The sequence below is a fragment of the Pseudaminobacter soli (ex Li et al. 2025) genome (assembly GCF_029892515.1).
Lineage (GTDB): Bacteria > Pseudomonadota > Alphaproteobacteria > Rhizobiales > Rhizobiaceae > Pseudaminobacter > Pseudaminobacter soli_A.
Map to the genome: position 1 here is coordinate 1 of NZ_JARXVF010000006.1, position 20,029 is coordinate 20,029.

Genomic DNA, 20,029 nt, shown 5'->3' on the forward strand with positions numbered 1-20,029 from the left:
GAATAGATCCATGGGCAGGGCTCCTTGACCAATTAAGCTTGAGGAGCCTGCCCGCAGATTGAAATCCTGTCACCCCCGCAGCGGGAGCGCCACGGCAGCCCCAATCATCCGATCTTCTTTTCGCTTCAGGTCTGCGAGGAGGATGGCCGGCGCTACAAGTGCCCCATGCGCGCCGGCCAGGGCGGCAAACTGCCAGCCCAGAATAGCGTGTACATACGTGTCTATATTCGCGCCTGCAAGTTTATCTCGACGATTAGGTCTTCGGCTTTTTCCCCTTTGGCGGCGCGATGCTTTCCGCCTCCAACTTCGCAACTTGCTCTCACGTCCCTGAGTGATCTTCCTCCCCGTGTCCCGCGTGAGGGGCCGACATGATGAACAATTGATGGCTGGCCGCAGTTTGTCCCCTAGCTGCCAGCGCGTTCAAGTAGCGGTATCTGCTATGTCCTTCGATGAGGAGAAAGCGCTTCTCGGGCAGGGCCGCGCGATGTGCTCGAATGCCCTGGGGGGTCTCCAAGATAAGGATGGGGTAGCCCCATGTCCCCGTCTGGTTCATGACGGATACCGGAGGAGACTTTGCGGCAAACTTATTCAACACCTTGAAGTCGTGGTGGGGGTCTAGGTGCGAGTAGTCTCGCATAAAAACCTGAGACAGGATGCGATTGGTATCCCACCGCTCTTGCCTCCAACTAAGCGAGTCTAGTGACAGCCAGGCGTAAGGCGAATGCGTCCAGTGACGGTACACCCATTGCTCTGCGATTTGGGGATGGAGGTGTGCCAGCCGAGTTTGATTCCGGGCCCACCATTGCGGAAATCTCTCCCGATCACATGTGCCAAACCCCAGCGGAGCAAGGTCTTCGGGCCATACCGTGAAGTCCTGCGCAATGTCGAGCAACGTTGTTCCTTCCAACCAATCGACGAACTCCTATCAGGAGTTGTTGGCGCCGTTGGGCCCTAGAACAGCGCCGCCTGCACGAGTTGTTGTTTGGCTGTGTCGCCGACGATGATCAGCGTGTCGTCCGGCAGCGGCCGTTGCAACGCCTTGGCCTCATCCCACGGCGCCCGCATCCAGACATCGCGCTCCTCATCCGTCGTCAGGATGACCGGCATTGCCTTGTCATGAATTGGCGTCACGATGTTGTTCGGCTCGGTTGTCAGGAAGGCGTAGAGTTCGTGCACGCCGGGCCGCGGGTTTTTTCCAGAACCGCGCTCGCCCTCCCATACGGTCCAGACCCCAGCAAAGAAGGTCAACGGCGCGTCTTCGTTGAGCGCAAACCACCGCTTTGTCTTCCGCGGCTTGGTGTCCTCCCACTCGCAGAACGTCGTCCACGGCACGAGGCAGCGGTTTTCCGGCTTCAGCCAGCGCCGCCAGTGCGGCGAACCCGCCTTGCGGACGTTCTGCACGCCGGTGTCCGGTTTGCCATTGGTGACGAACGTCGGCGACGGCATACCCCATGTGAGCATGGCCAGCTCGCGTTCGCCATCAGGGGCATTGCGAACCACTGGCCCCGGCCGGTCCGGAAAGATATCGATCGACGGTTCCAGGTTGCCGATCAGGTCGCGCTGGGCGCGTGTCGCCTCAATAATTGCGCGCTGATTGGTGTCGAGATTCCACCCAAGGCGTATCGCTACGTTACCATCGACCCGGCGATAGTGATTCCAGAATATTCCGATCCTTCTTCACAGCTTGTCGCCCGCCCAGATCTAGCCTGGGCGGGTCTAACTGCTCTCGGTAACGCTCCTCAATCACTTATCGTTAAGCCTGACTTAAGCTTGGGAAACGAGGTCGGCAGGGCCGCGCCCGGCCACGGTCGGCGCCGTTCTTCCAACAGGCTCGACAGATGACCAGATTCCTTACCGCGTTTTTCATTCTCCTCGGAGGCATCGTCTCGGCCACTGCCCAGCAGCCCAGCCTGCTGCAACCGGACGAAGCATTCAAGCTGACAGCCGTTCGTGCGCCCGATGGCGGTGTGACCTTTGAGTGGGCGATTGCCGATGGCTACTACCTCTATCGCGATCACATCGAGGCGAAGGATGCAGTCGGCAAGTCGGCGCTGGATCTGGAGACCGGCGAGGGAACCAAGGAAGACGATCCGAACTTCGGCGTCTCGGAAGTCTATTACCGGTCAACGTCAGCGCATCTGCCGAAAGGCACCCCCGCCGAAATCCTGCTGACCTATCAGGGTTGCAAGAAAGACTCGATCTGCTATCCGCCCGAGACGCGCTCGGTGAAGATTGCGACCATGGAGATCAAGCCGTTTGCCGCCGGTTTCGGCGCTGCGGCGCCGGAAACGGCCGCCAGTGAAGATGCGAACGCATCCGGTTTCCGCCTGTCCCAGGACGCGGCGTCCGGCGGAATGGTGGCCTCGCTGCTGGCCGATGGCGGATCGCTTTGGGTGGTGGCAAGCTTCCTGGTCTTCGGGCTTTTGCTTGCCTTAACGCCTTGCGTTCTGCCCATGTTTCCGATCCTCGGCGCCACACTGGCAAGCTCGGGCGAGACGCTGACCCCGCGCCGGGGATTTGTCCTGTCGCTCGCCTATGTCCTGGCCATGGCCACCGCCTTCGGGTTGCTGGGCATTGCCGCCGCATGGTCCGGCCAGAACCTGCAGATCGCCCTGCAGTCTCCTTACGCAGTCGGCGCTGTGGCAGTGATCTTCTTTATCCTCGCCCTCTCCATGTTTAGTCTCTTCGAAATCCAGCTTCCATCCTCCTGGGTCAACCGCATCGCCGGCGGTCAGGGCGGACGGCGCGGAACGGTGGCCGGCGCGGCCGCCATCGGCTTCACCTCGGCGCTGATCGTGGGTCCGTGCGTAACCGCTCCGCTGGCAGCTGCCTTGCTCTACATCGCCCAGACCGGCGACGCCTGGCTGGGCGCAGCGGCCTTGTTCGCTCTCGGGTTCGGCCAGGGCATACCGCTCATCGCGTTCGGCGCGCTCGGTAGCCGTGCTCTGCCGAAAACCGGCGGCTGGATGGAATACGTCAAATACGTCTTCGGTTTCGTCCTGCTCGGCATGGCGGTGTGGATGGCGGCGCGCCTGCTGCTGCCGCCGGCGACGCTTGCGCTCTGGGCAGCATTGGCCATGACCGCCTCCGTGTTCGTCGGCGCCTTTGATACCCTGGGCAGCGACGCCACCACCGGGCGCAGGCTGCGCAAGGGAGCCGGCATGGCGTTGGCTCTCTATGCGCTGATCCTCGGTATCGGCGCGGCCTCCGGCGGCGGCGATCCGTTGCGTCCGCTGACCCAACTCACCCTGTTCCAGGCGCCCGCGGCCGGCAGCCCCGCGCTCGACTTTGCCGGCGTTTCGTCCTCCGCCGAATTGCACGGCGCAATTGCCGCCGCCTCTGCCGAGGGCAGGCCGGCGCTGGTCTATTTCACCGCCGACTGGTGCGTGACCTGCGCCGCCATCGAGCGCGACGTGTTGCCCGCGCCGCAGGTGGCCGACAGCCTTTCCGGCTTCCGGCGTTTCAAAGTCAACCTGTCGCGGCTCGACGACGCGAACCGGAGCCTCATGCAGGAACTTGCCGTGGTCGGGCCGCCAACAATGATCTTCTTTGCCCCCAACGCAACCGAGGTCGAGCATACCCGCCTTGTAGGCGAGGTGAGCATCGATTCCATCGTCGCTTCCGCAGCACAGGCAAACCGCTAGGCGAGGATCATGAATGCCCTTTCCATCGGCCCTTTGATGTTCGCTCCCGACCGTTTCGCGGCCGTGCTTGCCATCGGCATCTTCCTTGCCGGCGCCGAACTTCTGGCCCGCAACGTCGATGCTCGTTTTTCCGGCTGGTCGTGGCGGGCTGGGCTGGCCTTCCTGATCGGCGCCAGGCTCGGCCATGTCCTGAGGCATCTCGACAGTTTCACTGCCGAACCTCTGCGCACGCTGGCGGTGTGGCAGGGCGGCTTCCTGATCTCCGTCGGCCTCGTCGCCGCTGTGGCGATCACGCTGATTTACCTGCGCCGGCAGCCGCGCCTGTTGATCTGGACCTCGGTGCCCGTGGCAGCTTCTGCCTTCGCCGCAATGTTCGTCGTTCAGCTTACGGCGGGCGTGCCGCCCACACCGCTGCCTTCCGGAACCTACAATGCCCTTGACGGAAGCGCCGTCGCGCCGGCATCGCTGACCGGCAAGCCGATGGTGATCAATCTCTGGGCATCCTGGTGTCCGCCCTGCCGGCGCGAAATGCCGATGGTGGCCGAGGTCTCTGCGGCCAATGACCGGGTCGCCTTCCTGTTCGTAAATCAGGGCGAGGATGAAGCGGCGGTCAAGTCCTACCTCGAAACCGAAAGCCTTGCCCTCGGCACCGTTCTGCTCGATGGGCTGGGCCGCTTCTCACGCCACTACATGACGCCCGGTCTGCCGGCCACGCTGTTCGTCGGGGCGGATGGCAGGCTTCGCTCGGTCCATATGGGCGAGATTTCCCGCGAGGCCCTGTTGGCCGGCATCGCAGAGCTACAAGAGTAACCGGCCACGCGTCAGGCGGCCGCAGCCTGCCGTCTCACTTTGTCCTGGGCGATGACAATGCCAGCAGCGAACCCGCCTTGCGGCCGGTTGCGCATCTCGAGACTCGCACCACCATGGTCGACCGCCATCTCGACAATGCTTAGCCCAAGGCCGCTCCCGACTGCCGACCTGAAGCGTCCCCGGAAGAACCGCTCTGTCACCCGCGCCAGTTCCTCGTCGGGGATGCCGGGGCCTTCATCCTCGATCCAGATCGTCACCCCGACACCGTTTTCGACGAGCCGGCAGGATACGCGCCCGCCCTGGGGTGAATGGTGTAATGCATTCTCGATCAGGTTGCGCGCGGCGAGGCTGAACAATTCCGGCGACATACACAATTCGAGCGCCAAGAGCTGGGTATCGACGGCAATTTCAGCCACCTCGCCCGCATGCGGAGTGAGTTCGCCGACGATGGTCTCCAGCAGCCTGCCGGCATTGAACTGCTCGTCGGCTGCGGGCTCGACGCCGGAATCGAGCGACGCGATATCCAGCAATTGCCGCACCAGGCGTCCAGTCCGGTCAACGCCGACCACGATCTGGGCAAGCGCCTTTTCCCGCGTCGCGGGATCGTTGCTGGCCAGCGCGATCTGCGCCTGGGTTTTCAGGCCGGACATCGGCGTTCGGAGTTCGTGCGCGGCAAAAGCGGTGAAATCGCGCTCGCGGTCGCGCGCCTGCGAGACACGCTGAAACAGCACGTTGATCGCCTTCAGTACCGGCCGCAACTCGCTTGCCGTGCCTGCTTCCTCGATGGGACTCAGATCGGAAGCCTGCCGCATCGGCAGTTCCTTTGCGATGCGGCTGAGCGGTATCAGCCCGCGCCCGACGCTCAGCCAGATCAACCCCGCCAGTACCGGCAGGATGAGAAGTGCGGGAAGCAGAACACCGGCGATGACATTGTTCACAAGATGGTCGCGGAAATAGACGCGGTCGCCGACCATCACCAGCACCCCTGCTTCCGGGTTGTCGACCGTATAGACGCGCCATGTCTCGCCATTGATAACCGTGTTGGAAAAACCTTGCTGCCGTTCCGAAAGTCTCGTCTTCGGCGCGTCCGCCGACTGGCTAAGCAGTGACCCTTCCAGCGACCAGATCTGGCATGAAAGCTGGCGGTTATAGGCTGGATGCGGTTCGGTCTGGATTGTCGGCACGGTGGCGCCCTCACCGTTGCCCAGCGCCCGCCGCGTCACCATCGAATTGACCATGCGGGCTGCTTCCATCAGCCTGGCATCCAGCACGCGCTCCAGCTGCGACCCAGTGCTGAAGAATATCCACACGACGGCGGACAGCCACACCAGCCCCGTGGTGAGGATTAAAATCACGAACAGTCTGGTTCGCATGGAATGCATCGGCTCACCTTCGCTCGCGGCGCCCTCCGGTCGGCGCGATGGCACCGGTTCCCTCCTCATGCCGGCACCTTAAGGCAAACTTAAGAAAGCCGACGGAAGGCGTCCGTAACGGCATCTGTGCGGCTTGTGCAACACATTGTTTCTTTTGGCACATGCGGCTTTCCTTTCGCCCTTAAGCCTGCCTTAAGGTGCGCCAAACCTTGTCGGCCCAGATTCCAGAAATCGAGGCCGCTCTTATGTCCACCACCACTCCCCGGATCACGCCCGTGCCTACAAAAACCGGTCCTGTCGAAGCCCATGGCGCCGTGCGGATTCACCGCCGCTCCGCACTTGCCATGTTGGCCTCGCTTGTCGCGGCGGGCTTCGTTTCGCAAGCGCACGCCAAGGACGACGGCCTTTCGACGGAGATGATCCTCAACGATCCTGCGGACCCCAAGGCTGGCAATGCCAAGGGCGACGTCACCATCGTCTATTTCTTCGACTACAATTGCCCCTACTGCAAACGGACGATGGCGCCGCTCGAAAAAGTCGTGCGCGCCGACGGCAAGGTCCGCGTCGTCTACAAGGACTGGCCGATCCTCAGCACAGCCTCGATCTACGGCGCGCGGTTGGCGCTGGCCGCCAACTACCAGGGCAAATACCAGGAAGCTCACCACGCGCTGATGTCCATTCCGGGCGGCAAGGTGTCCGAGGACAGGATGCGCAAGGCGGTCGCCAGCTCCGGCGTGGACATGGCGCGGCTGGAGCGCGACCTGAAGGCCAAGGAAGGTGACATCACCGAGCTGATGCGTCGCCATGGCGCGCAGGCCGACGCGCTCGGCCTTGCCGGCACGCCCGTCTTCCTCATCGGCCCCTTCCTCGTCGCCTCGGCGCTGGACGAAGCCGGCTTCAAACAAGTGATTTCCGACGCGCGGGCGCGCGGCAATAAGTAACTCGAAGGGCATACAAATGATCGACGAAACGGACAGCCAGACACGAAGTGTGTTCACGGCTCTGGCGCTGCTGGCATGCATGGGGCTTGGCGCCTGCACAACGAACGCTTCCAATGTGGCGCTCCTGTCGCCTCAGGCGGCCGCAGCACCCGAGCCGGCAGCCGCGGTGGTCGAGGAGCAGTCCGCTTCGGCGACGCCGCCACGCTACGGGCCGCGCAAGAACGAGCGCTTCCAGGTGCCCGTGGATGACTTGGCCGGCATCCCGCAGAAATTCCAGCGCCAACTCGTCGACTATCCCACCGAGCATGTCCCGGGCACCATCGTGGTCGATCCGAAGAACCGCTTCCTCTATCTGGTCCAGGCCGACGGCAAGGCGCTGCGCTACGGCGTCAGCGTGGGTGCTGCGGGTCGCGGCTTCAGCGGCACGGCCGATGTCGCCTACAAGCAGGAGTGGCCGCGCTGGCGGCCGACCGACAGCATGATCGCTCGCGCGCCCGAGCGCTACAAGCAGCATGAGAACGGAGTCGAGGGCGGTCCCGGCAACCCGCTCGGCGCCCGGGCCATCTACCTCTTCAAGGACGGCCAGGATACTTATTACCGCATCCACGGCACCAACCAGCCGAACAGCATCGGCAAGGCCGTCTCCGCCGGCTGCATCCGCATGCTGAACAACGACGTCATCGATCTCTACGAGCGGGTTCGCAAAGGCGCGAAGGTCGTCGTCCTGTAGCTACATCGCCGGCCTCCCGGCCGGCGTACATCCGCCAAACAGAGAAGCGTGTCTCAGCGGCGGACAATCTTGGCCGGCGCCAGCGTTTCGAAGCTGGCGCCACGCCTGGAACGATCCGAGGATCTTATTCGGCCTTCGCTTCGATATCGACCTTTTCAAGCAGGCTTAGCGGGTCCTGCGACGCCGTCGCAAATTCGAACACTCCGATGCCCGCTTCCGATTTCGCCTTCACCGACATCGTGAAAATGTTCGGCTTTGCCAGGAAGCTCGACAGCGCCGTCACCGCCTGCTGCAGCTTGGGCTGGTTGGCAGCCGCCTCCTGCAATACGGCTCCTGCGATCAGCGCCACAGAGGTGCGAACCTCATCGACTGTCGTGCCGTTTTCTGCGGCATAGAGCGCAAGGCCCTTCGCAATCAGGCCCTTTTCCTCGACCCTGAGATTGACCTCGCGCGCCTTGAGCCCCAGCGTCGCCACCTGCGTTCTCGTGGCATCCCCGGAGAAGAAGTCTTTCGTGACGCCTCCAATGACGCCCGAAATCGATATCGTCCCCATGTCCGGGCCGCCGATCGACACATCCTTGACGACGAAATTCTGGCTCGGCTCATCCCAGGCCCCCTCTATTCTCGAAGACAGGGTCAGCTTGTCATACCCAAGCTTGCGCAGCTGCTTATAGGCTTCGTCATTGGTTTCTTCGGGCACCGGCAAGCTGAGATCGTCGTAGACGATGCGAATGTCCGTCGGAATGCCGTTGTAGAGCTTGTTGAGCGCCATCTCGTAGTTTTTTAGAGAAAGCCTGATACGCTCCTGAACCGGCGCTGCGGCCTGCGCCTCATCTGATGAACTTGCCTCGCTTTCGGCATTTTCCTCAATGCCGGGCGAATCCGGCGAAGCCTGGTAGGATTGGTCGGTTGCCTCGTTCTCGACCTCCAATTCGGAGGAACTGTCGGCTTCGGTGGTCTGCTCCGACCCTAGCGGGTTCAAAGAATCGACAGCGGCCGTGTCCGAGTGCGGAAGATCGACATCGAGATTGGCGACGCGGATCGTACCGAATTCGGGCAGCAGGGTCGCATAGGGGAATCCGGCCATCTGGTCTTCACTCAGGGCCACGAATTTCTTCAGCCCCTCCAGGGTCGGGCTCCAGGAAAAGCCGGAAACGCTTGCCTCGCCGAGCTTGACGTAATCGTCGCCCTCTCCCATCGAAACGCCATTGATGCTGGCGTCGAGCTTGCTCTTGTCGAACTGAAGCGCCATGCGGTCGACGTCGAAATGGATCGTCTGGGATTTGTCCTTCGACGGCCCGCTGACCTTGAGGCCGATCATTTCGAGATCGCCCTTGTCGATCATCTCGACCAGCGAGATAAGTCTGGCGAACAGGGCACCGCGCTCGGCGGGCGTCAGGGTGTCCGGATCGGGAGAGGCCTTCAGCTTTTCGAGGGTTTCCAGGAGCGGCTCGGCCGGCATGCGCATACTGAAACCGCCGCTGCGGATTTCATCATATTTGAAGGTGCCTTCATCAATGGTCCAGACAAGGTCCTTGATCGAGAATGGGCCATAGACGCTTCTTGCCTGGTTGTCCGCTTCGCCGGCTTTCTCCGTGTAGAGCCGCGCGACATAGGCGGCATCGATGTCCTTGCCCGAAATCGCACCGATTGTACCGCTGACATTCTGCTTCTTGGACTGTCCGTCTGGCTCGGGACTGTTTACCTCAAGTTCCAGCGCCGCCCGGTCGGAGGAATAATGCGAGACGCGCCCCTGAACGATGTCGTCGAACGCCACATTCGTGTAGGCGATGTTCTGCTTGTTTCCGGCGATCGTCTGGGAAACGGTGATCTCCGGCGCAGAGATGCGCTTTGCCGAGAAGCGTTCGATGCGCTGCGCAAGAGTAAGTTCGCTACGGCCAAACATTTCGGCCAAGCTCTGCCGATCTAAGTTGGCTTCTTCAATTGCCGCACGCGGTATCGAGACCTTGCCCGTAGCGATCTCGGCGTTAAGGCCGCTTATGTCGAGATTTCCGTTCAGAAACAGGATCTTTGGGCGCCCGTCGATCGCTGCGATCTGGACGCTCGACCCGTTCCTGACTGGAAGGGTCACGTCGCGCAGATGGATGCGTCCCAGAAAATCAACCTGGACCGATCCAGCGCTTCCGCCGTGGTTGGCAATGTGTTGGCTGATGCTCCGCTCAAGACTGAACTTATTGATTGTAACGCCTGCCGCAGCGATCGCGATGACTGCCGCCGTAGCCCAAAGCGCTGCACGTCGACCTTTACCGGCCGCTTTCGTTGCTTGATCCAAAATTTCCGTCCTTTCGCTGCAAAGCATTGACCGGATGCGGTCATTGCGAGCGACTAATAGGCCGGCTCTGTCTGTGCAATCGCTGTAGTTAAATAAATCACTGGTTGTTACTGGGCCACCGTCGAGTACTCGTCATGGATGTCGGGGCGCTGGCGATCGGTGGCACGATCGCACAGCAACCCCTCCCTTTGATTGTCAGCCGGCCACGGCGTCGGCAATCGCCTTGCCGCAGGTCACGGTATCGGCCTTGCCGCCCAGGTCGCGCGTGCGCAGCGCCTCGTTCGCAAGAACTTCCTCGATGGCTCTGACGATAGCATCGGCGGCTTCGCGATGGCCGAGATGCTCAAGCATCATGGCGCCGGTCCAGATCTGGCCGACCGGATTGGCGATGCCCTTGCCGGAGATGTCGGGGGCCGAGCCATGCACTGGCTCGAACAGCGACGGGAATTTGCCCTCGGGATTGATGTTTGCGGAAGGGGCGATGCCGATCGTGCCCGTGCAGGCCGGACCGAGGTCGGAAAGGATGTCGCCGAAGAGATTTGAGGCAACGACTACGTCAAAGCGGTTCGGGTTGAGCACGAACTGTGCGGCGAGGATGTCGATGTGGTACTTGTCCCAGCGCACTTCGGGGTAGTCCTTGGCCATTTCTTCCACACGCTCGTCCCAATAGGGCATGGTGATGGAGATGCCGTTCGACTTGGTCGCCGAGGTCAGGTGCCTGGCGTCCCGGCGTTTGGCCAGTTCGAAGGCATAACGCAGGATGCGGTCGACGCCGACGCGGCTCATCACGGTTTCCTGGATCACCACTTCGCGCTCAGTGCCGGGGAACATACGGCCTCCGATGGAGGAGTATTCACCCTCGGTGTTCTCGCGCACGATGTAGAAGTCGATATCGCCGGGCTTGCGGCCCGCCAACGGCGCCGGCACGCCTGGCATCAGCCGCACCGGCCTCAGGTTCACATACTGGTCGAACTCGCGGCGGAACTGCAAAAGCGAGCCCCAGAGCGAGATATGGTCCGGCACCATATCCGGCCAGCCGACCGCCCCGAAGAAGATCGCATCGTGCCCACCAATCTGCGCCTTCCAGTCCTCCGGCAGCATCGCGCCGTTCTTCAGATAGTAGTCGCAGGAGGCGAAATCGAAGTTGTCGAAGCGCATGTCGATCTTGAACTTCGAGGCCGCCGCCTCGAGCACGCGCAGACCCTCGGGCACGACTTCCTTACCGATGCCGTCGCCTGGGATGACAGCTATTCTCTGGGTTTTGTTGCTCATTTTTCGTCTCGCCTAGTGCAGGATCTGGCTGAGGAACAGTTTGGTCCGCTCGTGCTGCGGATGGTCGAAGAACTCGGCCGGCGTGTTCTGCTCGACGATCTGGCCCTGGTCCATGAAGATCACCCGGTTGGCGACCTTGCGGGCAAAGCCCATCTCGTGGGTGACGCACAGCATGGTCATGCCCTCTTCGGCGAGCCCCACCATGGTCTCCAGCACCTCCTTGATCATCTCCGGATCAAGTGCGGAGGTCGGCTCGTCGAACAGCATGATGCGCGGGTTCATGCACAGCGAGCGGGCGATCGCCACGCGCTGCTGCTGGCCGCCCGACAGCTGGCCGGGATATTTGTTGGCCTGCTCGGGGATCTTGACCCGCTTGAGGAAATGCATCGCGATCTCCTCGGCCTGCTTCTTGGGCATCTTGCGCACCCAGATCGGCGCCAGCGTGCAGTTCTCCAGGATCGTCAGATGCGGGAACAGGTTGAAGTGCTGGAACACCATGCCGACCTCGCGGCGCACCTCGTCGATCTTCTTGAGATCATTGCTGAGCTCCTTGCCGTCGACGACGATCTTGCCCTTCTGGTGCTCCTCCAGCCGGTTGATGCAGCGGATCATGGTCGACTTGCCTGAGCCGGACGGACCGCAGATGACGATGCGCTCGCCGCGCATCACCCTGAGGTTGATATCCTTCAGCACATGGAACTCGCCATACCATTTGTGCATGCCGACGATGTCGACCGCCACGTCGGTGTCCGAGATGTGCATCTTTCCTGCGTCGACCGCCAGGTCATCCGCGCGAACCGTGTTTTCCGCCGCCATTCCAACCTCCTTGGAAACTCTCGCTGGCCTTGCGGCCCTGTGATCCGGCGCGGCGGCGGGCGCCGCGCCGGGTTCGTCTATCGTCAGTAGGCCGGCTGGCCTGCCGCGATCCATTCTGCGGCATCGTCCAGCGTACGCTCGAAGGCCTGCACCATTTCCTCGATCTGGCTCTCGGTGATGATGAGCGGCGGGCAGAAGGCCAGCGTGTCCATGATGTTACGGACAATCAGGCCATGGTGATGCGCCCTGGCGAACACATAGGCGCCCACCTTGCCATGTTCGACGAAGCGCGCCTTGGTGGCCTTGTCTGCGACGAGTTCGACACCGGCGATCAGGCCGACGCCGCGCACTTCGCCAACCAGCGGGTGGGAGGCGAGCTTGGCGAGCCGCGCCTGCAGCACCTTGCCCATCGCTGCGGCGTTCTCGACCAGCTTGCGCTCCTCGATGATCGCGAGGTTCTCAAGCGCAACGGCGGTCGCCACCGGATGGCCGGTTGCGGTGTAACCATGGCCGAAGGTGCCGATCTTACCGCTGTTGTCGGCGATGGCCTTGAAAACGTCGTCCGAGATCATGACGGCCGCGAGCGGCTGATAGGACGAAGTGATCTGCTTGGACAGCACCAAAAGGTCTGGCTTGATGCCGTAGTACTCCGAACCAAAGGTCGTGCCGAGACGGCCGAAACCGGTGATGACTTCGTCGGCCACGACCAGGATATCGTGACGGCGGCAGATTTCCTGCACCTTTTGCCAATAACCTTCCGGCGCCGGAATGACGCCGCCCGCCGACATCAGTGGCTCGCCGATGAAGGCCGCGATCGTGTCGGCGCCTTCTTCCTGGATGACGGCTTCCAGCTCGGCGGCCAGGCGCTCCACGAATTGGGCCTCGGTCTCACCCGGATTGCCGAAGCGATAGAAATGCGGGCAGGTCAGATGACGGACCGGAATTGCCGGCAGGTCGAAATCGCGATGGTTATTGGGCAGGCCGGTGAGGCTCGCGGCCGCCACCGTGACGCCGTGGTAGCCCTGCGTGCGGGCGAGAAACTTCTTCTTTTTCGGGCGGCCGAGCGCGTTGTTGTAGTACCAGACGAGCTTGACGACGGTGTCATTGGCTTCCGAACCCGAATTGGTGAAGAAGACGTGCGACAGTCCTTCCGGCGCCATCTCGGCCAGCTTCTCGGCCAGCTCGATCGACGGCAGGTGCGACTTGTGGGCGAAGGTGTGGTAGTAGGGCAGCTTGTCGAGCTGCTTGCGTGCCGCCTCGACCAGGCGCTTCTCGCCGAAGCCTACCGCGACGCTCCACAGGCCGGCCAGACCCTCGATGTAGCGATTGCCCTGATCGTCGAACACGTAGATGCCCTCGCCGCGATCCATGACGATCGGGCCGATCTCGGCGTGACGAACCGCGTTGGTGTAGGGGTGGAGCTGATGGGCGATGTCGCGGGCGGCGGTGGAATTGGGTCTGGACATGAAACTTCCTCGTTGTCAGTGGATGTTCGGATGCGAGCCGGCGCTTGCGCCGGTCGCGAGTTCGGACTGTCGCCCGGCTGGCGGCAGGGCGAACTTCAGGGAATTTGGGGACAGCTCTGGAGCGTCAGGCGCCCGGAAGACTATCCGGGAGCGTCGTCGGTATTGGCCAGGATGCCGAAGCAGCCGATGATGTCTTGCAGCACCGCAGCCCGCGCACCCGCACCGTCATGCGCAGCAATTGCATGCAGGGCGTTCTCGTGCGGCGGGATCGCCTCCTTTAGGCGGCCGGGTTCCGTCTTTGCCATTCTGACCGACGGCCCCATCCGCAGCCACAGCGGCTCGATCATGTCGTAGAGAATGGGCGAGTTGGCCATCCTTGCGATCTCGAGGTGAAACCGCGCGTTTGCACGCAAGAACATGCTGGCGTCGTTGTTATTGGCCGCCTTGGCAAGTGCATTGAAGTGCGCAGTCAGCGGCCCCATGCCTTCCGGCGTCGAATGCTGGGCGGCGCGTTCTGCCGAAAGCCCTTCCAGAGCCACACGAATGTCGCGGATTTCCGCCAGTTCCTCGGGCGTAAGATTGGGCACGTAGAAGGTTCGCTCCAGCCTGAGGGCGCCGATGCTTTCGAGCTTTTGCAGCGCGTCGCGCACCGGCACCGGGCTGGTTCCCAGGGTGGCCGACAGCTGGCGCAGCACGAGCCGGTCCCCCGGCCTGAACTCGCCGGTGATGAGTTTTTCCTTGAGCTGCCTGTAGATCTGCTCGTTCAGCGTGTCCTGAACGAGCGACTTATAGACTTGCTTGTGTTCATCAAGCATCGGGCATTCCTGCAGAAGACATGGACCGGTTACCTGCGCTCATTAGCGAATTCCTGCTCGAGCCGGCGGGAGTGCAGTGACAGGATATAGCAGAACGCGAAGAACGCGATACCGACAGCAAGATAAGCTTCGCGATAGAAGCCCATCCAGGTACCGTCCGCGATTGCCCCACGTGCCCCACCCAGCACGTCGATCAGGCCAATGATGCTGATGAGCGTCGTGTCCTTGATCGATTCGATGAAGGTATTGATGATAGCCGGCAATGCAATGCGGAAAGCCTGCGGCAGCACGACAAGACGCGACACCAGCCGATCGGGCAAGCCAAGGGCGTGGGCGGCCTCGGCTTGGCCCTTCGGCACCGCATCGAGGCCCGAGCGAATCGCTTCGGCCAGATAGGCCGCCTGGAACAGGACGAGGGCGATCTGAGCGCGCAGGATGGTGTCGATCATGTTGCCGCCGGGCAGGAGAAGCGGCAGCATGGTCGAGGCCACGAACAGCACCGCGAGCAGCGGCAGTCCGCGCACGATCTCGACATAAGCGTCGCAGAAACGCTTCATCACCATGATCTTCGAACGCCGTCCGAGCGCGAGCGCCACCGATAGCGGCAACGCGAGCACGATGCCGAAGGCGGAAAGACCGACGGTGAGCGGCAAGCCGCCCCAGCGACTGGTGGAAACCGCTTCGAGGCCGAGGACGCCACCGCCCATCAGGACAAGGCTGAGGACCATCACCGCCACCCAGGCAATTGCCAGGGCCGGTTTCCACAGCTGGCGAAAACCACTGGCGATCAGCACGCTCAGCACCATGACGATGGCGAGCGCCGGCCGCCAGTATTCTCCCGCGGGATAGCTGCCGAACAGGATGATGTTGTAGCGCTCGGTCAGCATCGCCCAGCATGCCCCGCCGGCCGCGCGGCATTCGTCGGGGGTCGCGTGGCCGAATGTAGCGTTGAGCACCATCCAGCCGAACAGGTTCACCAGAGCATAGCCGATGAGCAGAACGCCCAGAACCGTAATGATCGCATGCGGCCACGGCTTGAAATACGGGCTCATGCGGGTCTTGAGCGACGGATAGGTTCGTTGGACCGGGGTAATGGCGATATCACTCATAGCTTCACCAGTTGCGCGCGCTTTTCCAGCCGCCGGATGAGGACCGAGGTCACAAGGCTGAGCGAGAGATAGATCAGCAGGTAGATCGTGACCGTTTCGATAGCCCGACCCGTCTGGTTAAGCGCCGTGTTGCCGACCGATACGAGATCCGGGTAGCCGATGAGCACGGCGAGCGTCGTGTTCTTGATCAGGTTCAGGTACTGGTTGGCGAGCGGCGGCAGCATCAGCCGCAGCGCCTGCGGCGCCAGCACCAGCCAAAGCGTCAGGAAGGGGCCGAGCCCGAGCGACGAGGCAGCTTCCGACTGGCCCTTCGGCAAAGCGGCAAGGCTGCCACGCACGATCTCGGCGATGAATCCGGACGTGTAGAAGGCAAGGCCGAACAGCATCGCCAGATATTCGGGCGTCACGCTCCAACCACCGCGGAAATTGAAGCCGACAAGGGCGGGCCGGTCGAGCGTCATTGTGCTGAAGCCCCAGGCGCAGAGGCCGATGAGAACTGCCCCGAATCCGGCGAGTGCGAGTTTGCCAGAGCGTGGGAACGCGCCGGTTTCGTTCTTGCCGCGCAGCGACAGGCGCATGATCGCCCATGCGACAGCAATCAAGAGAATTGCCGCTGTCAGCAGCGCGATGCCGTCCTCGAACAGCGGCAGCGGCATATAGAGCCCACGGCTTGAGAGCATCACGCCATCCAGCGGCGCCCAGGCCTGGCGAGGTCCGGGCAAGGCACGGACGACGGTCGCGCAAACCACCAGGATCAGCAGCAGCGGCACGTTGCGCGTGAATTCGACATAGATTTTCGCAGCACGCGTCAGCAGCGGATGGCCGATGCGCGCGGTCAGACCGACGATCACGCCGAAGACGGTCGCCAGCGCAATGCCGGCGATTGCCAGCCGGATCGTGTTGAGCAGCCCGGCGGTCAAGGCGCGCAGATAGCTGTCGCCGGAGCTGTATGAAATCAGTGACTCACCAATGGGGAACGACGTCGCCTCCTTGAGGAAGCCGAAGTCGATGGTAATTCCCTTGGCAACCAGATTGGCGGAGAAGTTGTGTGACAGCCACGCCAATACGGCGATGGCTGCCACCACAAACGTCACACCTTGGAGACGTTCCCGGCTGATCATCTCAGGGGAGCCGCATACATGAGGCCGCCCTTGGTCCACAGGTCGTTCAGGCCGCGGTCAAGCTTGAGCGGGGAGCCCTTGCCGAGATTGCGCTCAAAGCTTTCGCCATAGTTGCCGACGGCCGAGACCATGTTGACAACCCAGTCTTCCGACAGGCCGAGGTCCTTGCCGTTGCCGGCTTTGGCGCCGAGCAGCTGCTGGACTTCCGGATCCGTCGAGGACGCGACCAGGTCCTTCACGTTGGCCTGCGTGACGTTCAGACGCTCGGCCTCGACCATCGCGAACATCACCCAGCGAGCGATGAGGAACAGTTCCTGGTCGTCGCCATAGACCGAAGGAGCATAAGGCTCGAGGGTCAGGAAGTTCGGGAAGATGATGTAGTCGTCGACATTGCCATGAGCCACGCGCGAGCCGGCGAGATTGCCGTAATTGCCGCCGAAGGCATCGCAGCGACCGCCGAAGAAGGCAGCGTCAAGCTGCTCCCAGGTGCCAAGTACCAGCGGGGTGTATTTGAGGCCGCGCGACTTGAAGAAGTTCTCGGTATTCACCTCGAAGGTCGAGCCCTGCAGGATGCAGACGGTCGCATCCGCAAGCTGGTCCGGGCTTTCGACGCCGAGCGACTTGGGCACCATGAAGGTGTAGCCGTCAAAATAGTTCGGCGAGGTGAAACGGGCCTTCTGGGCGCCTTCGCGGTTGAGCGTGGTCGTGGTGTCGTGCGCCAGCACGTCGATCTCGCCCGAGGCGAGCAGCACGAAACGCTCGGAATAAGAAGACTGGCGATAGGTCACCTTGTTCGGGTCACCGAGGATTGCGGAGGCCATGGCCTTGCAGAAATCGATGTCGATGCCGGCGAGTTCGCCGTTTGCCGCGGGGGCGGAAAAGCCCGGAACAGCTTGGCCGACGCCGCAGGTCAGGTTGCCCTTCTGCTTGATGGTATCAAGGACCTTGCCGGCCTGAGCCTCGATCGGCGCAAACAGCGCACCAACCATTGCCAGTGCGGTCAGGCAGCCCAAGGCGTGGCCCTGTATCCTCCTGGTGAGTTTCATTATATTCCCTCTCTTGTGTTGTTTGTACAAAACTTCCCCATGACGGCGCACGGATCCTTGCGCCGTCAAAAGCTCTGGTTCGCCTAGCGCGGGTTCTGCGTCAGGCAGACATATTTAAGGTTGAGGAACTCCTCGATGCCGTAGCGCGAGCCTTCGCGACCGACGCCGGATTCCTTGATGCCGCCGAAAGGCGCGACTTCATTGGAGATTAGGCCTTCGTTGACGCCGACCATGCCGGTTTCAAGCGCCTCGGAAACGCGCCACATGCGGTCGAGGTCGCGGGTGTAAACATAGGCCGCGAGGCCGGCCGACGTGTTGTTGGCCGCAGCGATCACAGCGTCTTCGTCATGGAAGCGGAAGACAGGGGCCACGGGACCAAAGGTCTCTTCCTGGGTGAACAGCATGGTATCGTTGACGTCGGTGAGAATCGTCGGCTCGTAGAAGGTACCACCCAGCTTGTGCGGCTTGCCGCCGGTGGCCAGCTTGGCGCCCTTGGCGAGCGCGTCGGCCACATGGCCCTCGACCTTGCCGAGCGCGGCCTGGTTGATCAGCGGTCCCTGCTCGACGCCGTCCTCGAAGCCGTTGCCGACCTTGAGCGACTCCACCGCCTTCTTGAAGCGTTCGATGAAAGCATCGTGGATCGAATCCTCGACATAGATGCGGTTGGCGCAGATGCAGGTCTGGCCGGTATTGCGGAACTTGGAGGCCATCACGCCCTGCACGGCGACATCGAGATCGGCGTCGGCAAAGACGATGAAGGGCGCATTGCCGCCGAGCTCCATCGAAACCTTCTTCACCGTGGCCCCTGACTGCTCCATCAGCAGCTTGCCCACGCGGGTCGAGCCGGTAAAGCTCAGCTTGCGCACGGTTGGGTTCGCCGTCATCTCGCCGCCGATCGCCCGAGCATCGCCAGTGACGATGTTGAGGACACCGGCCGGGATGCCCGCTCGGCTTGCCAACTCGGCCAGCGCCAGCGCCGAGAAGGGGGTGAATTCGGACGGCTTGACCACCACCGAGCAACCTGCTGCCAGCGCCGGCGCGCATTTGCGGGTGATCATGGCGCTCGGGAAGTTCCAAGGAGTGACGGCCGCTACCACGCCGACCGGCTGCTTCAGCACCATGATGCGCGACTGCGCCTTAGGCGCCGGGATCAGGTCGCCATAAACACGCTTGGCCTCTTCGGAATACCACTCGACGAAGGAAGCCGAATAGCGGATTTCACCGCGGCTTTCGGTGAGCGGCTTGCCCTGCTCTGCAGTCATGATCCGGGCGAGGTCCTCGACATTGTCGATGATGAGTTCGAACCACCGGCGCATGATCGCGGCGCGCTCGCGGGCGGCCAGCGCAGCCCACGGTTTGCGGGCCTTGTCCGCCACGCGGATCGCCGTCTGCGTTTCCTCCGCGCCCATGTCGGGAATGGTGCCCAGAAGCGCGCCGGTGGCCGGATCGGTCACCGCCATGGTCGCCCCGCTGTCCGCGTCGACCCACCTGCCATCGATGAAAGCCTGCTGGCGCAGCAGGGTCGGGTCGGCCAGCTGTCCGATCAGGGGATGGTTCGAGTTCTGGTGGATGGTCATGCGCGAGGTATTCCCGAATGTCTTTGAACTTTGAAATCTGACGTTTGATATATCAAATTCCAAATGACGCGGAGTCAAGGCAGCTTCGCGCTGGGCTAATGGAATCGACCCGCCTGGCAGCACTGCGTTGATTTCCGTTGGGAGTTGGCCCGGTGTCCCTTGGGAAAGGAGCCTCCCGCCGGTGCTACAGTGCTCCCTAGGCGAGATGCCCCCATCGACGCGTGCAGCTTTTTTCGAATGCCCTCGGGAACCTCAGCGGAGATAGACCGTTTACAATCGTCATCAATGGCAATGGCTTGGCCCGCCGCCAAACTGTCGGCGGGCCCTTTTTCCAGAAATCATCCCGCGTCTTGCGGTTCCGGCGAAAGTGCGTTGCCAGCGGGCGAAAAGAGCGTAACGCGGTTACGCTCGGGCTGGAGGAGACCAGTACGCTTTTGCCCGCGTGTGGAGGAAGCGCCATGGCCGGCCATCAGAAAGTTCTCACACCCGAACATTTAGATATCGTACGACGCGCCTTGGAACGTGTCCGCACCCAGCGAAGGCTGCCGCGGCGAGGAGCGCAGGCGGAACGCCTCGCCCTCAAGGCGCTCGACCTTTTCAAGGCCGGCTATATCAGGGAAGCTGCCCTGGCCAGGGCGCTCAGGCAAGAAGCCTGAACCTGGCAGGCGAGCGACGCGTATATTCGGTCAGGGCCCCCGGCACTCTCTGCTGCTACCCGTCCAGTCCGGTGTCGACCGTTCCTAGGCGTAGTAGTCGGCCGCCACCGTCTCGTCACTGCGCGTCGACCGTGCCTTCAGGGCGCCCAAGATCACCGTGAGCACGACGACAACGGTCAGGTTGAGGATCACCGTGTAGAAGGCCCTGTAGCCAGGGAACACGTGACCCCAAACGGTGAGCGGGAAGGTCGGCGTGAGGTTGGCCGCAATTGCCATGGCCGTTCCTGCTACGATCCCGACGGCCCAGCCGACCAGCAGGGCCCAGTCACCAAACCACCGCGTATAGGCGCCCAGCATCAC

General features: G+C 62.4%; 17 protein-coding genes. 5 read left to right on the forward strand and 12 right to left on the reverse strand.

Annotation, left to right across the window (positions count from 1 at the left end; translation table 11 throughout):
* Nucleotides 1-951 precede the first annotated feature (951 nt).
* Entirely contained in the window at nt 952-1,623 is a 672-nt protein-coding gene (locus M2281_RS21430; protein ID WP_342394292.1) for an SOS response-associated peptidase, read from the reverse strand.
* 215 nt (nt 1,624-1,838) lie between these two features.
* Between M2281_RS21430 and dsbD the strand changes: the two genes are divergently transcribed.
* Nucleotides 1,839-3,644: a protein-disulfide reductase DsbD gene (gene dsbD / locus M2281_RS21435; RefSeq protein WP_280823230.1), complete on the forward strand. Its 1,806-nt coding sequence runs from the start codon at nt 1,839-1,841 to the stop codon at nt 3,642-3,644.
* Between the two features lie 9 nt (nt 3,645-3,653).
* Nucleotides 3,654-4,454: a TlpA disulfide reductase family protein gene (locus M2281_RS21440; protein ID WP_280823231.1), complete on the forward strand. Its 801-nt coding sequence runs from the start codon at nt 3,654-3,656 to the stop codon at nt 4,452-4,454.
* Nucleotides 4,455-4,465: 11 nt separating this feature from the next.
* Here the strand turns inward: M2281_RS21440 and M2281_RS21445 are convergent, their stop codons facing one another.
* Nucleotides 4,466-5,827, reverse strand: coding sequence for an ATP-binding protein (locus M2281_RS21445; protein ID WP_342394274.1), 1,362 nt, complete (start codon nt 5,825-5,827; stop codon nt 4,466-4,468).
* Between the two features lie 275 nt (nt 5,828-6,102).
* Between M2281_RS21445 and M2281_RS21450 the strand changes: the two genes are divergently transcribed.
* Both M2281_RS21450 and M2281_RS21455 read left to right on the forward strand, forming a co-directional pair.
* Nucleotides 6,103-6,768, forward strand: coding sequence for a DsbA family protein (locus M2281_RS21450; RefSeq protein ID WP_342394275.1), 666 nt, complete (start codon nt 6,103-6,105; stop codon nt 6,766-6,768).
* Between the two features lie 16 nt (nt 6,769-6,784).
* The gene (locus M2281_RS21455; RefSeq protein ID WP_280823233.1) at nt 6,785-7,498 is read left to right on the forward strand and encodes a L,D-transpeptidase; all 714 of its coding nucleotides are present in this window, start codon (nt 6,785-6,787) and stop codon (nt 7,496-7,498) included.
* 124 nt (nt 7,499-7,622) lie between these two features.
* Here the strand turns inward: M2281_RS21455 and M2281_RS21460 are convergent, their stop codons facing one another.
* The 9 genes from M2281_RS21460 to M2281_RS21500 all read right to left on the reverse strand — a co-directional run bounded on the left by M2281_RS21460 (nt 7,623) and on the right by M2281_RS21500 (nt 19,013).
* The gene (locus M2281_RS21460) at nt 7,623-9,791 is read right to left on the reverse strand and encodes a hypothetical protein (RefSeq protein WP_342394276.1); all 2,169 of its coding nucleotides are present in this window, start codon (nt 9,789-9,791) and stop codon (nt 7,623-7,625) included.
* A 195-nt stretch (nt 9,792-9,986) separates the two neighbouring features.
* Nucleotides 9,987-11,063 carry a tartrate dehydrogenase gene (locus M2281_RS21465; RefSeq protein WP_280823235.1) on the reverse strand — a complete coding sequence of 359 codons (1,077 nt, stop codon included), beginning with the start codon at nt 11,061-11,063 and terminating at the stop codon, nt 9,987-9,989.
* Nucleotides 11,064-11,075: 12 nt separating this feature from the next.
* Nucleotides 11,076-11,825 (reverse strand): amino acid ABC transporter ATP-binding protein, encoded by a 750-nt coding sequence (locus tag M2281_RS21470; protein ID WP_425537696.1) that lies wholly within the window; start codon nt 11,823-11,825, stop codon nt 11,076-11,078.
* Between the two features lie 137 nt (nt 11,826-11,962).
* Entirely contained in the window at nt 11,963-13,345 is a 1,383-nt protein-coding gene (locus M2281_RS21475) for an aspartate aminotransferase family protein (RefSeq protein WP_280823237.1), read from the reverse strand.
* Nucleotides 13,346-13,485: 140 nt separating this feature from the next.
* On the reverse strand, nt 13,486-14,160 hold the full coding sequence (locus tag M2281_RS21480) for a GntR family transcriptional regulator (protein ID WP_280823238.1): 675 nt from the start codon (nt 14,158-14,160) through the stop codon (nt 13,486-13,488).
* A 29-nt stretch (nt 14,161-14,189) separates the two neighbouring features.
* The gene (locus M2281_RS21485) at nt 14,190-15,269 is read right to left on the reverse strand and encodes an amino acid ABC transporter permease (RefSeq protein ID WP_280823239.1); all 1,080 of its coding nucleotides are present in this window, start codon (nt 15,267-15,269) and stop codon (nt 14,190-14,192) included.
* Nucleotides 15,266-16,354: an amino acid ABC transporter permease gene (locus tag M2281_RS21490; RefSeq protein ID WP_280823240.1), complete on the reverse strand. Its 1,089-nt coding sequence runs from the start codon at nt 16,352-16,354 to the stop codon at nt 15,266-15,268. The genes M2281_RS21485 and M2281_RS21490 overlap by 4 nt, the downstream gene beginning before the upstream one ends.
* 32 nt (nt 16,355-16,386) lie before the next feature.
* The gene (locus tag M2281_RS21495) at nt 16,387-17,436 is read right to left on the reverse strand and encodes a transporter substrate-binding domain-containing protein (protein ID WP_280823241.1); all 1,050 of its coding nucleotides are present in this window, start codon (nt 17,434-17,436) and stop codon (nt 16,387-16,389) included.
* Nucleotides 17,437-17,519: 83 nt separating this feature from the next.
* Nucleotides 17,520-19,013, reverse strand: coding sequence for an NAD-dependent succinate-semialdehyde dehydrogenase (locus M2281_RS21500; RefSeq protein ID WP_280823242.1), 1,494 nt, complete (start codon nt 19,011-19,013; stop codon nt 17,520-17,522).
* A 458-nt stretch (nt 19,014-19,471) separates the two neighbouring features.
* Between M2281_RS21500 and M2281_RS21505 the strand changes: the two genes are divergently transcribed.
* A complete protein-coding gene (locus M2281_RS21505) occupies nt 19,472-19,669 on the forward strand; it encodes a hypothetical protein (protein WP_280823243.1) in 198 nt (65 codons plus the stop codon).
* Nucleotides 19,670-19,753: 84 nt separating this feature from the next.
* Here the strand turns inward: M2281_RS21505 and M2281_RS21510 are convergent, their stop codons facing one another.
* Nucleotides 19,754-19,945, reverse strand: coding sequence for a hypothetical protein (locus M2281_RS21510; protein WP_280823244.1), 192 nt, complete (start codon nt 19,943-19,945; stop codon nt 19,754-19,756).
* Nucleotides 19,946-20,029: the final 84 nt, after the last annotated feature.

Bases quoted from the DNA above. Each gene is read 5' to 3' on its own strand.
- M2281_RS21505 (WP_280823243.1), top strand. From the start codon at position 19,472: ATGGCCGGCCATCAGAAAGTTCTCACACCCGAACATTTAGATATCGTA.
- M2281_RS21500 (WP_280823242.1), bottom strand. From the start codon at position 19,013: ATGACCATCCACCAGAACTCGAACCATCCCCTGATCGGACAGCTGGCC.
- dsbD (WP_280823230.1), top strand. From the start codon at position 1,839: ATGACCAGATTCCTTACCGCGTTTTTCATTCTCCTCGGAGGCATCGTC.
- M2281_RS21495 (WP_280823241.1), bottom strand. From the start codon at position 17,436: ATGAAACTCACCAGGAGGATACAGGGCCACGCCTTGGGCTGCCTGACC.
- M2281_RS21440 (WP_280823231.1), top strand. From the start codon at position 3,654: ATGAATGCCCTTTCCATCGGCCCTTTGATGTTCGCTCCCGACCGTTTC.
- M2281_RS21510 (WP_280823244.1), bottom strand. From the start codon at position 19,945: ATGGCAATTGCGGCCAACCTCACGCCGACCTTCCCGCTCACCGTTTGG.
- M2281_RS21455 (WP_280823233.1), top strand. From the start codon at position 6,785: ATGATCGACGAAACGGACAGCCAGACACGAAGTGTGTTCACGGCTCTG.
- M2281_RS21475 (WP_280823237.1), bottom strand. From the start codon at position 13,345: ATGTCCAGACCCAATTCCACCGCCGCCCGCGACATCGCCCATCAGCTC.
- M2281_RS21480 (WP_280823238.1), bottom strand. From the start codon at position 14,160: ATGCTTGATGAACACAAGCAAGTCTATAAGTCGCTCGTTCAGGACACG.
- M2281_RS21485 (WP_280823239.1), bottom strand. From the start codon at position 15,269: ATGAGTGATATCGCCATTACCCCGGTCCAACGAACCTATCCGTCGCTC.
- M2281_RS21445 (WP_342394274.1), bottom strand. From the start codon at position 5,827: ATGCGAACCAGACTGTTCGTGATTTTAATCCTCACCACGGGGCTGGTG.
- M2281_RS21465 (WP_280823235.1), bottom strand. From the start codon at position 11,063: ATGAGCAACAAAACCCAGAGAATAGCTGTCATCCCAGGCGACGGCATC.
- M2281_RS21470 (WP_425537696.1), bottom strand. From the start codon at position 11,825: ATGCACATCTCGGACACCGACGTGGCGGTCGACATCGTCGGCATGCAC.